Raw genomic sequence first — 12,984 nt, 5'->3', positions numbered from 1 at the left:
AAGAGCAAGGATAACCCGAGTCCGGCGAAAGTCGGTTCGGACGCACACATGGGGCACGCGTCCGGCCGGTAGGTCACGGCATCAGAACTCTTCCCAGCCGTCGCCAGCGGTCGCCGCGGTGGCCGCATCGGCTTTCTTGGCGCGCACCGGCTTCGGCGCCGGCTGCCGGCGCAGGGCGGGCAGGGCGGCCGCCGGCGCGGACTTGGCCGGCGCGGCGGCGGGCGCCGCCTGGCGATCGATCCTGAAGCGGTCGACGGTATGCGCCAGCTTGCCGGCCTGGTCCTGCAGGGATGCGGCGGCCGCCGCCGATTCCTCGACCAGGGCCGCGTTCTGCTGCGTGGTTTCGTCCATCTGGGCGATCGCCTGGTTTACCTGCTCGATGCCGCTGGTCTGTTCCTGGCTGGCGGCCGCGATGTCCGCCATGATGTCGGTGACGCGCTGGATCGAATCCACCACCTGGCCCATCGTGTCGCCGGCCTTGTCGACCAGCCTTGCGCCGGCGTCGACCTTGCCGACCGAATCGTCGATCAGCTGCTTGATCTCCTTGGCGGCGGCGGCCGAGCGCTGCGCCAGGTTGCGCACTTCCGAGGCCACCACCGCGAAGCCGCGGCCCTGTTCGCCGGCGCGCGCCGCTTCCACCGCCGCGTTCAGCGCCAGGATGTTGGTCTGGAAGGCGATGCCGTCGATGACGCCGATGATGTCGGCGATCTTCTTCGACGATTCGTTGATCGAGCCCATGGTCAGGATGACCTCGCCCACCACCTCGCCGCCCTTGGTGGCGACGCTGGAGGCGGTGATCGCGAGCTGGTTGGCCTGGCGCGCGTTGTCCGCGTTCTGGCGCACGGTATCGGTCAGGTGGGCCATCGAGGCCGCGGTTTCTTCCAGCGCGGCCGCCTGCTGCTCGGTGCGCGAGGACAGGTCGAGGTTGCCGGCCGAGATCTCGCCGGCCGCGCCGTGGATCGACGCGGTGCCGCCGCGGACTTCGCCGACGATGCCGGTCAGGCTGTCGTTCATGTGGCGCAGCGCGCGCAGCAGGGCGCCGGTTTCGTCGTTCGAACGGGCTTCGATCTGCTGGGTCAGGTCGCCGGACGCAACCTGCTCGGCCACGCCGACCGCACGGCGGATCGGCAGCACGATGCCGCGCGTGAGCAGCGAGGAACAGAGCGCGCCGAGCGCGACCACGACGGCGGTCAGGATGGCGATCATGCGGACGCTGTCATGGTTGTCGGCCTTGATGCCCGCGGCGATGGCGTCCATGTGCTGCTCCTGCATTTTCACCAGGTCGGCCAGCGCGCCTTCATAGGCATCGGCGGCCGGCACGTATTCCTGGTTCAGGACCCGGTCCGCGCCCTCGGCGTCGCCGGCCGCGCGCAGCTTGATCGCCTTGTCCTTGGCCGCCGTGTACGCCTTGCGCAGCGCGCCGATGTGATCGAACAGGGCGCGTTCCTTCTCGCCTTCGATCAGGGGTTCGATCTGCTTGATCAGCTCGGTGGTGCGGCCGGCTGTCTTGGCGCCGTCGGCCTTGAAGAACTCGACCAGGCTGGGGTCGTTGCTCTTGACGATGGCGGCGGTCCGGCGCACCGCAGCAAAGGTCTGGGTATGCCATTCGGTCATCAGGCGTTCCTTGGTCAGCGGCGCCGCCATCATGGCGCTGGTGGCGTCGGCCACCGCGTTCAGGCGCCAGATGCCGGCAGTGGCGATCAGCACAGCGAGGGCGATCACCAGGGAAAAGCCCGCGCCGAGGCGCTTGCCGATGTTCATATTAGCAATAAAATTCACCGTAAATCCTCGTTTGACAATTTATATGCGGAAATTTTACATGCTTTAAGGTTACAAAAAGCTGTCACCAAGGGTTTCTGATGCTGCTTTGCAACACAGGAATGCGGGCGGCCGGGCGCCTGTCCAGTGCAAGCAGTGGTTTCGCGGATGTTGCTGGAGAAGTATTTGCGGGATTAAGGTATAATTTCCATTTCCCGCGCGTGCCGTTCGGCACCTTCTGCACAATGACCAAATTCGTATTCGTCACTGGCGGCGTCGTGTCTTCCCTGGGTAAAGGGATCGCGGCCGCTTCCCTCGCCGCGATCCTCGAATCGCGCGGTCTCAAAGTCACCATGCTCAAGCTCGACCCGTATATCAACGTGGACCCGGGCACGATGAGCCCGACCCAGCACGGCGAAGTCTTCGTGACCGACGACGGCGCAGAGACTGACCTCGACCTGGGCCACTACGAGCGCTTCATCAGCACCCGCATGCGCAAGGTGAACAACTTCACCACCGGCCAGATCTATGAATCGGTGATCCGCAAGGAACGCCGTGGCGAGTACCTCGGCAAGACCGTGCAGGTGATCCCGCACATCACCAACGAGATCCAGGACTACATCCGCCGCGGCGCCGAAGGCGTGGACGTGGCGCTGGTCGAGATCGGCGGCACCGTCGGCGATATCGAATCGCTGCCCTTCCTGGAAGCCGCGCGCCAGCTGTCGCTGCGCCTGGGCCGCAAGTCGACCGCCTTCGTGCACCTGACCCTGGTGCCCTACATTGCCTCGGCCGGCGAACTGAAGACCAAGCCGACCCAGCACTCGGTGCAGAAGCTGCGCGAGATCGGCATTTCGCCGAACGCGCTGCTGTGCCGCGCCGACCGCCGCATCCCGGACGACGAACGCGCCAAGATTTCGCTGTTCGCCAACGTCGAAGAGCAGGCCGTGATCTCGGTGTGGGACGTCGACACCATCTATAAAGTGCCGCAGGTGCTGCGCGACCAGGGCCTGGACGACATCATCCTGGAAGCGCTGGGCATCGAGGCGCCGCCGGCCGACCTGTCGATGTGGACCAAGCTGATCCACACCCTGGAAAACCCGAAGCACGAAGTGACCATCGGCATGGTCGGCAAGTATGTCGACCTGATCGAGTCCTATAAATCGCTGACCGAGGCGCTGCGCCACGCCGGCATCCACACCGAGAGCCGCGTCAACATCGAGTACATCGACTCGGAAGAGATCGAGAGCATCGGCTGCGACCACCTGGCCAAGTACGACGCCATCCTGGTGCCGGGCGGCTTCGGCAAGCGCGGCGTGGAAGGCAAGATCATGGCCGCCCGCTATGCCCGCGAAAACAAGATTCCTTACCTGGGCATCTGCCTGGGCATGCAGGTTGCGCTGATCGAATACGCGCGCCACATGGCCGGCCTGCCGAACGCCAACTCGACCGAGTTCGATCCGGAAACCGACCAGCCGGTCGTCGCCCTGATCACCGAGTGGCAGAACCACGACGGCAAGGTCGAGTCCCGTAGTGTCGATTCCGACCTGGGCGGCACCATGCGCCTGGGCGCCCAGACCTGCGCGGTGAACCCGGGCACGCTGGCCGCCGAGATCTACGGCAACGTCGTGACCGAGCGCCACCGCCATCGCTACGAAGCGAACAATTACTACCTGCCGAAGGTCGAAGCAGCTGGCCTGATCGTTTCGGCGCGTACCCCGAACGAAGACCTGTGCGAGATCATGGAACTGCCGAAGAGCGCCCACCCGTGGTACATCGGCGTGCAATTCCACCCGGAGTTCAAGTCGACCCCGCGTAATGGCCATCCGCTGTTTTCCGCGTTCATCAAGGCGGCCCTGGCGCACCAGGCCGAAAACAACCAGGCTGCGAACAATTCGTCGGCCCTGCAAGGAGATGCAGCATGAAGCTTTGCGGATTCGATGTCGGCCTCGACCAGCCGATCTTCCTGATCGCCGGCACCTGCGTGATCGAGTCGCGCCAGATGGCGATGGACGTCGCCGGCCAGCTGAAGGAAATCACCTCGGCGCTGGGTATCCCGTACATCTATAAATCGTCCTTCGACAAGGCCAACCGCTCGTCCGGCAAATCGTTCCGCGGTCCGGGCATGGACAAGGGCCTGGAGATCCTGGCCGACGTGCGCAAGGAAATCGGCGTGCCGGTCCTGACCGACGTCCACACCGAAGAGGAAATTCCGGTCGTCGCGAGCGTGGTCGACGTGCTGCAGACCCCGGCCTTCCTGTGCCGCCAGACCGACTTCATCAACGCGGTCGCGCGTTCGGGCAAGCCGGTCAACATCAAGAAGGGCCAGTTCCTGGCGCCGGGCGACATGAAGAACGTGATCGACAAGGCGCGCGCGGCGGCTGCCGAAGTCGGCCTGCCGGACCAGTTCATGGCCTGCGAGCGCGGCGTTTCCTTCGGCTACAACAACCTGGTGTCGGACATGCGTTCGCTCGCCATCATGCGCGAATCGAACTGCCCGATCGTGTTCGACGCGACCCACTCGGTGCAGCTGCCGGGCGGCCAGGGCACGTCGTCCGGCGGCCAGCGCGAGCACGTGCCGGTGCTGGCGCGCGCGGCGGTGGCGGCGGGTGTCTCCGGCCTGTTCATGGAGACCCACCCGAACCCGGCCTGCGCGCTGTCGGACGGCCCGAACGCGGTGCCGCTGGGACGCATGAAAGAACTGCTGACGACGCTGGTCGAGATCGACCGCGTCGTCAAGAAGGCTGGGTTCATCGAGTCCAACTTCGAATAACACCCCGTCGCACCCGCGCAGGCGGGTGCCCATGTTTGTTCGCGCTATCGAAGCGCCGGCAAACTTGCGCTGACACTAAAAACCGGGGTCAGAGCCCACCCGAGGTAAACCGGGCTCTGACCCCTAACGATTTCCTTACTTTCTGGAGACTTGAGAACCATGAGTGCTATCGTTGATATCATCGGCCGCGAAATCATCGACTCGCGCGGCAATCCGACCGTCGAGTGCGATGTGCTGCTGGAATCCGGCGTGATGGGCCGCGCCGCCGTGCCCTCGGGCGCATCGACCGGTTCGCGCGAAGCGATCGAACTGCGCGACGGCGATCCGAAGCGTTACTTCGGCAAGGGCGTGCTGCAGGCCTGCGAGAACATCAACACCGAAATCAGCGAAGCCATCATGGGCCTGGACGCCAACGAACAGGCATTCCTGGACCGCACCCTGATCGACCTGGACGGCACCGAGAACAAGAGCCGCCTGGGCGCGAACGCGATGCTGGCGGTCTCGATGGCCGTGGCCAAGGCCGCCGCCGAGGAAGCCGGCCTGCCGCTGTACCGCTACTTCGGCGGTTCGGGCGCGATGCAGATGCCGGTGCCGATGATGAACGTCATCAACGGCGGCGCGCACGCCGACAACAACCTGGACATCCAGGAATTCATGATCATCCCGGTCGGCGCCCCCTCGTTCAAGGAAGCCATCCGCTACGGCGCCGAGGTGTTCCACACCCTCAAAAAGATCCTGCACAGCAAGGGCCTGAACACCGCCGTCGGCGACGAAGGCGGTTTCGCGCCGAGCGTGGCCAACCATGAAGAAGCGATCAAGCTGATCATGCAGGCGATCGAGCAGGCCGGCTATGAGCCCGGCACCCAGATCGCGATCGGCCTGGACTGCGCGGCCAGCGAGTTCTACAAGGACGGCAAGTACGTGCTGGAAGGCGAGGGCGGCCTGCAGCTGAGCGCCACCGACTTCACCAACATGCTGGAAACCTGGTGCGACAAGTACCCGATCATCTCGATCGAGGACGCGATGCACGAGGGCGACTGGGACGGCTGGAAGATCCTGACCGACCGCCTGGGCAAGCGCGTGCAGCTGGTGGGCGACGACCTGTACGTCACCAACACCAAGATCCTGAAAGAAGGCATCCAGAAGGGCATCGCCAACTCGATCCTCATCAAGATCAACCAGATCGGCACCCTGACCGAGACCTTCGCCGCCATCGAGATGGCCAAGCGCGCCGGCTATACCGCCGTGATCTCGCACCGTTCGGGCGAGACCGAGGATTCGACCATCGCCGACATCGCGGTTGGCCTGAACGCCCTGCAGATCAAGACCGGCTCGATGTCGCGCTCGGACCGCATGGCCAAGTACAACCAGCTGCTGCGCATCGAGGAAGACCTGGGCGACATCGCCAGCTACCCGGGCCGCGACGCGTTCTACAACCTGAAGTAATCGTGTAGTAAGCCGGCCAGCGCCCGCTGGCCGGTCGTTCATACCATGCGCCTCATCACCCTCGCTCTTGCCGCTTTGCTGTTGCTGATCCAGTACCCGCTCTGGCTGGGGAAAGGGGGCTGGCTGGCCGTCACCGACCTCGAAAACCAGCTCGCCGGCAGCCGCGCCCGCACCGAGCAGCTGAAGGCGCGCAACGCCAAGCTCGAATCCGAAGTGCGCGACCTGAAGGACGGCACCGAAGCCGTCGAGGAGCGCGCCCGCTACGAACTCGGCATGATCAAGCAGAACGAGATCTTCGTGCAGGTGCTGCGCAAGGACGAAAAACCGGCCGTCATGATGACCCCGCCGCCGCCGCCGCGCGAACCGAAGGCCGAAAAAGGCGCCAAGGCCCACAAGCCGCTCGCCGACTGACAGTATTCCTCCCATGACCGACCAGGACTTTTCCGCCACCGATCCGGCATCGCTCGATACGCTCGACGCCGTCGCCGCCTATCTGGCCGCGGCCTTCGAGAGCGGCGATGCCGACGCGATGGCCGCGGCGCTGGCGAAGGTCGCCGATGCCGACGGCCTGGCCGCCCTGGCCGCCGCCGCCAGCCTGCCGCGCGCCGCGCTGGCCGAGGCCATGCGCGCCGGCGAAATGAGCCTGGACACCACGCTCGCCATCATGAAGGTCATCGACCTGCACCTGCCCTGAGCCGGCCCGGGCGCGCCGCCCGTCGGGGTCTTGCCCGCCGCCGTGCTGCTATCATGGGCCGATGAAAAGCCGACCGATCGCCATCGCCGCCGCGCTGGCCGCCAGCCTGCTTGCCATGCTGGCGCTGCGGCCCGAGACGGAGCCCAAGCCTGGGTCCGAAGCGGCCGCGGGCGCCGCGCCGGCGCGCCGCGCCGGCGCCGCCCGGGCCGCCGGCGCCTGGCTGGATCCGCGCATGCTGGGCGCGCCCGCGCCGGCTCCGCCCCCGGTATTCTATGGCCGCAACGGCCGTCCGGTGGACTTCGGCGGCAAGGATGCCGCCGCTTATATCCTGGAGCGCGCCGCCCGCGCCCGCGCCGGCGACCTGAAGGCCGCCTACGATGCCTACCAGGCCGCGTCCGGCTGCGCCGCGGCGGACGATCCGTTGCCCGACTTCTTCAGCCAGGACGAACTCCAGCCAACGGAGCGCGAACGCGAGCGCGTGCGCAAGCTGTGCGCGAACGTCTCGCCGGCCCAGCTGCAGGAAGGCATGCGCTTCCTGGCCCAGCTGGCGGACGCCGGCAACCGCGACGCCCAGATCGATTTTTACAGGGAAGGGCCGGGCGGGAAGCCGGTCGACCTGGCGGCGCGCGCCGACGATGTCGACGTCCGGCAGTGGAAACAGCAGGCCCTCGGCTATCTGCGCCAGGCCGGCGCCCGGTGCGACCAGTTCGCTCTCGGCCTGCTGTCGAATGCCTACGATGCGGGCCAGATCGTGGAGCGCGACCTGGCCAGTTCGATGGCTTACGCGATCGCCGCGAACCAGGCGCGGCGCCAGCCTCTCACTGAAACGCAGCTGCGCCAGCGCTTCGGCGATCGGCTGGCGCCGGCCGATTTCGATGCGGCCATGCAGGCCGGTGCGCAGCTGGCCGCTTCATCCTGTCCGCGCAGCTGAGGCATCAGGCAGCGCCGGCGGCATGCGGCGGCACATAGCCCGGTTCCAGCAGGCCCGCCACCGGTTCGCCTTCCAGCACCACGATTTCGCCCATGCTCTGCGCGCGCGCGACGATGCGGTCGCCATTCGCGACGTGGCTGCCGACCAGCGCGATCGGACGGTTCGCGATGGTGGACGCGTGGCCGGCGCCCGAGACGATCACGCTTTCGCTGCCGTCCGGGTAACGCACGCGGTCGCCGACGCAGGCGACCCGGTAATCGTCGGCATACTGCTCGTTCGATGCCAGCACCACCTGGCCGCCGCGGCTGGTGCGCGAGCCGATGGTCGCGATCGCATAGCGGGCGACCACCCTGCGCGGCAGCGAAATGGCGTAGAAGGTGGAGGCGGGCGGGATAGCCTTGCGTGCTGCATTATTCATTCATGTTCTCCAAACGACGGATTTGACTGACCGGAACAATGTCGCCTTTGTGTAAAAGCGACATGATCCCGGCACCGTGTACACGAATTCGTGCACAGGCGCCATTGGAATGCATAGTTGATTAAAGCCAATTGATATTGCTCAAATTGACCTGTCGCATGAACGTAATTCAGGGAATTCCGATCGCCGGCCTTCCCGCTGTCCCAAGCCCAAGCGCGCTCAATCGATCAGCGCCTTGACCATCACCCTGCCGTCGCGCGGCGCGCTCTCCTGGCGCACCATCACCTGGCTGCCCTTGGCGAACCAGAACTTCGCATCCGCGCCCGGCGTGCCGTAGTCGGTCGTCACGACCCAGCAGTCGATGGCGCCGGCCGGGCCTGCGATGGTGTCCGAACCGGATACCTTGAAGCTGTAGCGTTTCGGCGCCGGGCCGCCCGGGTGGTAGAAGTTGATGCTGGCCTCGTAGCCTTCGGCCAGCGGCAGGGCTTGCAGGAATTCGATGTCGGTCTCGAAGTTGAAGCTCGGCTCGCTCGACGCCACCGAGAGCGCCTTCTGCGTGTTGTCCGCCAGGTCCTGCATGCCGCTCACGCGGTCCGGTCCGAATACGAAGCCCTCGACCGTTTTCTTGCCGTCCTTTTCGAGGATGCGCACGTGGCTCAGCGGACGGAAGCTGCCGGTCTCGAACCAGGAATCGAGCCGCCTGACCGTGCCCGGCGCCGACAGCGAGACCATGGCGCCATCCCAGCGCTGCACGATGTGCAGCCGCTGCATGCCGTCGCGTTCGTCGAAGCGGACTTCGCGGGTCCAGATGTCGACCGGGGCATTGGCGCCGTCGGCTGTCCGGATGTAGCGGAGGTAATGGTGGATGCCCGGCTTGAGCAGGCCGAAGCGCGGCAGCGGGGCGCCGACGTCGACGCTATGGACGGCGGCCTGGGCGGAGACGCACAGGGCTGCGAGCAGGGCAGGGAGTAGGAATCGGCGCATGAAGACCTCGGGGGAATGGGAACGCCGCCGAGTATGCCGATGATGTATGTGTCAATGCAACAACATTTGGATATGCATGCGTGCGCGTGGGCACGGTGTGCCCACCCTACGTCAGGCGAGCGTCTCCAGCAGCGCCCGGCTTTCCGGTGGCACCGGCACCGGCCGGTTGCTCGCCCGGTCCACATAGACATGCACGAAATGCCCGGCCGCGGCTGGCATCTCGTCGTCGTTGCGGTACAGGGCGATCTCGTAGCGCACGCTGGAGTTGCCCAGCCTGGCGACGCGCACGCCCACATGCACGGTGTCCGGAAAGGCGATCGAGCGGAAGTAGGAACATCCGGTCTCGACCACGAAGGCGACCTGCTTGCCGCCGTGGATGTCGAGCACGCCCCGTTCGATCAGGAAGCGGTTCACCGCCGTATCGAAATAGCTGTAGTAATGGACGTTGTTGACGTGGCCGTAGACGTCGTTGTCCATCCAGCGGGTCGCGATCTCGCAAAAGTGCGGGAAGGCGGAGCGGGGCGTGTCGCGCATGCGGACCTTTTAGTGTTTTACATCCGACGCCGGCGCAATCGCGTCGGCCGTGATGTCGGCTGCGAACAGCTGGGCGCAGTCGACCGCGTCGAACTCGTAGTGCTTGCCGCAGAAGTCGCAGTTGATCGCCAGCTGGCCGAGATCGTGCAGGGCCGAGTCGACTTCTTCCTTGCCCAGCATCTTCAGCATATTGCCGACCTTCTCGCGCGAGCAGCTGCAGCGGAATTCCGGGTGCAGCGGATCGAACACGCGGATCGTCTCTTCCCAGAACAGGCGCTTCAGCAGGGTCGCCACGTCGGCTTCCAGCAGTTCCTTCTGCTGCAGGGTGCCGCCGAGCGCCATGGCGCGGTTCCAGGTCTCGAGGTCTTCCTCTTCGGTCGCCTGGGCCACCTGGTCTTCGCCATTGCTATGGCGCGGCAACTTCTGCAGCAGCAGGCCGCGCGCAACCTTGTCGTCGGCCGCCAGCCACAGCTTGGTATCCATCTGTTCCGAGCGCAGCATGTAGTTCTCGATCACGGTGGCGATGTCCTCGCCGTGCAGCGGCACCACGCCCTGGTAGGGCTGCTGGCCCGGCACCTTGTCCTTCGGATCGAGGGTGATCACGAAACGGCCCTGGCCGCCGGTGTTCAGCAGCTCGGTCACCGAGGCATTGTCCGGCACCACGGCGCCAGGGCTCAGCTTGGCGGTAGCGCGCAGGTGCAGATCGGCGTCGCATTCGACCACCAGCAGCTTGACCGGGCCGTCGCCGAAGATCTGCATCACGATCGAGCCGTTGAACTTCAGGTTGGCCGACAGCAGCGCGCTGGCTGCGACCATCTCGCCCAGCAAGCCTTTCACTGCTTTCGGGTACGCATGGCGCGACTGGATCTCGGCCCAGGCGTTGGAAATCTCGACCAGTTCGCCGCGCACGGCGGCGTTGTCGAAGATGAATTTTTGCAGGATGTCCTTGCTGGTTTCAGTCGTCATTCTTTATCCGATTTTCTTGAGCTCCGCCTTGAAGCGCTGGCCGCGCTCGACATAGCTGGCGGCATTGCCTTGCAGGCGGAGCAGGTCTTCTTCCGTGAGGGTGCGCACTACCTTTGCCGGGGTGCCGAGGATCAGCGAGTGGTCCGGAAATTCCTTCCCCTCGGTGACCAGGGCGCCGGCGCCGACCAGGCAGCCCTTGCCGATCTTCGCGCCATTCAGCACCACGGCCTGGATGCCGATCAGCGAGCCGTCGCCGACGGTGCAGCCGTGCAGCATGGCCTGGTGGCCGATGGTGACGTTCTTGCCGATCACCATTGGAAAGCCCATGTCGGTGTGCATCACCGTGCCTTCCTGCACATTGCTGTTCTCGCCGATCGTGATGCGCTCGTTGTCGCCGCGGATCGTCACCCCGTCCCATACCGAGGCCTTCGCCTCCAGGGTCACTTTGCCGATCAGGTTGGCCGAATCGGCCACATAAGCCGAGGCGTCGATCTCGGGCGCATGCTCGCCCAGCTGGTAAATTGCCATTGGAATGCTCGCGGAAGGGTTGTGATAAGCGCTATTTTACGCCCTTGCGCACGCTGTCGTCCGGCAAGTGGCTGAGATGGGGACGCCAAGCGGCAAATCAAGCTTTCCGCTTATAATTCGAACGATCGTTCTATTTATTCTTCATCCAGACCAGCCATGACGCCATCCCGTTCCGAATTCCTCACCATCCGCGGCCTGCGCACCCATATCCGGCACTGGGGCCGGGAAGGTGCGCCGAAGATCTTCATGGCGCACGGCTGGATGGACATGTCGGCTTCCTTCCAGTTCGTGGTCGATGCCCTGCAGGGCGACTGGCACGTGATCGCCCACGACTGGCGCGGCTTCGGCCTGACCGAGCGGCCGGGCACCGACACCTACTGGTTCCCGGATTATTTTGCCGACCTCGACGCCATCCTCGATCATTACGCGCCGGGCGAGGCCGTTAATTTGCTGGGCCACAGCATGGGCGGCAACATCGTCAGTGTATACGCCGGCATCCGCCCCGAGCGCGTTGCCCGCCTGGTCAACCTGGAAGGCTTCGGCCTGGCGGCGAGCCGCCCCGAGCAGGCGCCCGGCCGCTACGCCGGCTGGCTGGACGAGCTGAAGACGCCGCCGGCGATGCGCCCCTATGCCAGCCTGGACGAGGTGGCGGCGCGCCTGCGCAAGACCAATCCGCGCCTGCCGCCGGCGCGCGCCGCCTTCCTGGTGCCGCACTGGGCCGCGCAGAACGACGCGGGCGAATGGGAAATCCTGGGCGACCCGGTCCACAAGATGCGTGGCCCGCTGCTGTACCACGTCGACGAGGTGCTGGCCTGCTGGCGCCGGGTCACCGCGCCGGTGCTGTGGGTCGAGGCCGAACACACGAATATGTGGCTGTGGATGGGCCCGAAGGAAGAGGCGCGCAGCGAAGTCGAGCGGCGCATGGCCTGCTTCTCCAGGGTAACGCCGCGCATGGTGCCGGAGGCGGGGCACATGCTGCACCATGACCAGCCGGAGTTGCTGGCGCGGATGATCGAGGAATTCCTGGCGTAGGGTGGGCACCCCCGTGCCCACCCCACGTTCGCGCTCGATGGGATGCAGGTACAATGTCAGCATGCTAAAAGTTGATCTTCACTGCCATTCGAACGTCTCCGACGGCGTGCTTGCGCCGGCCGCCGTGGCCGCCTATGCCCGCAAGGGCGGGGTCGACGCCTGGGCGCTGACCGACCACGACGAGGTCGGGGGCATCAAGGCGGCGCGGGAGGCGGCTGCCGGACTCGGGATGCGTTTCGTGCCGGGCGTCGAGATTTCCGTGACCTGGGGCGGCGAGACCGTCCACGTGGTCGGCCTGCAGGTGAACGAAGACCAGCCCGTGCTGGTGCAGGGCCTGGCGGCCACGCGCAACGGGCGCGACGCGCGCGGGCGCGAGATCGCGGCCCAGCTGGAGCAGGCCGGCATCCCCGGCGCCTACGAGGGCGCGCTGAAGTACGTCGGCAACCCGGACCTGCTGTCGCGCACCCATTTCGCGCGCTACCTGGTCGAGATCGGCGCCTGCGGCAGCACCTCGGAGGTGTTCCGCAAATACCTGACCGAAGGCAAGCCCGGCTATGTGCCGCACCGCTGGGCCGGGCTGGCGGACGCCGTCGGCTGGATCCACAAGGCAGGCGGCGTCCCGGTGATCGCCCATCCGGGGCGCTACCGCTTCACGCCGCTGGCGGAAGGGGCGCTGTTCGACGAATTCAAGCAGCTGGGCGGCAAGGCCATCGAAGTGGTCACGGGCAGCCACACGCCGGACCAGTACGAGACCTATGCCGAACTGGCGCGCCGCTACGGTTTCCTGGCCTCGCGCGGCACCGACTTCCATGCGCCGGGCGAGGCCAGGGTGGAGTTCGACAAGCTGCCGCCGCTGCCGGCGGGGCTCACGCCGGTCTGGCACGACTGGTTCTGACCGGATTCTGATTCGGAGGGCATTCAAG

14 protein-coding genes are annotated in these 12,984 nt (G+C 65.9%); 8 read left to right on the top strand and 6 right to left on the bottom strand.

Annotated features, from left to right (window positions below; genetic code table 11):
* Positions 1–81 precede the first annotated feature (81 nt).
* Positions 82–1,779: a methyl-accepting chemotaxis protein gene (locus tag AM586_RS08850; protein WP_307163387.1), complete on the bottom strand. Its 1,698-nt coding sequence runs from the start codon at positions 1,777–1,779 to the stop codon at positions 82–84.
* 224 nt (positions 1,780–2,003) lie between these two features.
* On the opposite strand from AM586_RS08850, the gene AM586_RS08845 reads away from it, so the two are divergent.
* The 6 genes from AM586_RS08845 (at position 2,004) to AM586_RS08820 (ending at position 7,599) form a co-directional block, all read left to right on the top strand.
* Entirely contained in the window at positions 2,004–3,680 is a 1,677-nt protein-coding gene (locus tag AM586_RS08845) for a CTP synthase (RefSeq protein WP_047823733.1), read from the top strand.
* Entirely contained in the window at positions 3,677–4,528 is an 852-nt protein-coding gene (gene kdsA, locus AM586_RS08840; RefSeq protein ID WP_047823735.1) for a 3-deoxy-8-phosphooctulonate synthase, read from the top strand. Before AM586_RS08845 ends, kdsA begins: the two co-directional genes overlap by 4 nt.
* 159 nt (positions 4,529–4,687) lie before the next feature.
* The gene (gene eno / locus AM586_RS08835) at positions 4,688–5,974 is read left to right on the top strand and encodes a phosphopyruvate hydratase (protein ID WP_047823737.1); all 1,287 of its coding nucleotides are present in this window, start codon (positions 4,688–4,690) and stop codon (positions 5,972–5,974) included.
* 45 nt (positions 5,975–6,019) lie between these two features.
* Entirely contained in the window at positions 6,020–6,385 is a 366-nt protein-coding gene (gene ftsB, locus AM586_RS08830) for a cell division protein FtsB (protein ID WP_047823740.1), read from the top strand.
* 13 nt (positions 6,386–6,398) lie between these two features.
* A complete protein-coding gene (locus AM586_RS08825) occupies positions 6,399–6,668 on the top strand; it encodes a hypothetical protein (protein ID WP_047823741.1) in 270 nt (89 codons plus the stop codon).
* Positions 6,669–6,729: 61 nt separating this feature from the next.
* Positions 6,730–7,599, top strand: coding sequence for a hypothetical protein (locus tag AM586_RS08820; protein WP_060567036.1), 870 nt, complete (start codon positions 6,730–6,732; stop codon positions 7,597–7,599).
* A 4-nt stretch (positions 7,600–7,603) separates the two neighbouring features.
* Here the strand turns inward: AM586_RS08820 and AM586_RS08815 are convergent, their stop codons facing one another.
* From AM586_RS08815 to AM586_RS08795, 5 genes are all read right to left on the bottom strand, one after another.
* Positions 7,604–8,017 carry a PAAR domain-containing protein gene (locus tag AM586_RS08815; RefSeq protein WP_082439718.1) on the bottom strand — a complete coding sequence of 138 codons (414 nt, stop codon included), beginning with the start codon at positions 8,015–8,017 and terminating at the stop codon, positions 7,604–7,606.
* A gap of 219 nt (positions 8,018–8,236) precedes the next feature.
* Positions 8,237–9,001 carry a hypothetical protein gene (locus AM586_RS08810; protein ID WP_047823745.1) on the bottom strand — a complete coding sequence of 255 codons (765 nt, stop codon included), beginning with the start codon at positions 8,999–9,001 and terminating at the stop codon, positions 8,237–8,239.
* A 111-nt stretch (positions 9,002–9,112) separates the two neighbouring features.
* Positions 9,113–9,535 carry a thioesterase family protein gene (locus tag AM586_RS08805; protein WP_047823747.1) on the bottom strand — a complete coding sequence of 141 codons (423 nt, stop codon included), beginning with the start codon at positions 9,533–9,535 and terminating at the stop codon, positions 9,113–9,115.
* 9 nt (positions 9,536–9,544) lie between these two features.
* Positions 9,545–10,501 (bottom strand): Hsp33 family molecular chaperone HslO, encoded by a 957-nt coding sequence (gene hslO, locus AM586_RS08800; RefSeq protein WP_047823749.1) that lies wholly within the window; start codon positions 10,499–10,501, stop codon positions 9,545–9,547.
* 3 nt (positions 10,502–10,504) lie between these two features.
* Entirely contained in the window at positions 10,505–11,029 is a 525-nt protein-coding gene (locus tag AM586_RS08795) for a gamma carbonic anhydrase family protein (RefSeq protein WP_047823751.1), read from the bottom strand.
* 156 nt (positions 11,030–11,185) lie between these two features.
* Here AM586_RS08795 and AM586_RS08790 point away from each other — a divergent pair, with 156 nt between their 5' ends.
* Positions 11,186–12,061 (top strand): alpha/beta fold hydrolase, encoded by an 876-nt coding sequence (locus AM586_RS08790; protein ID WP_047823753.1) that lies wholly within the window; start codon positions 11,186–11,188, stop codon positions 12,059–12,061.
* Between the two features lie 61 nt (positions 12,062–12,122).
* A complete protein-coding gene (locus tag AM586_RS08785; protein WP_047823755.1) occupies positions 12,123–12,956 on the top strand; it encodes a 3',5'-nucleoside bisphosphate phosphatase in 834 nt (277 codons plus the stop codon).
* The last annotated feature ends 28 nt before the right edge of the window (positions 12,957–12,984 follow it).

The organism is Massilia sp. WG5 (assembly GCF_001412595.2).
GTDB lineage: Bacteria > Pseudomonadota > Gammaproteobacteria > Burkholderiales > Burkholderiaceae_D > Telluria.
The sequence above is the reverse complement of the archived record's forward strand: the minus strand, read 5'-3'. Positions and strand labels throughout refer to the sequence as shown.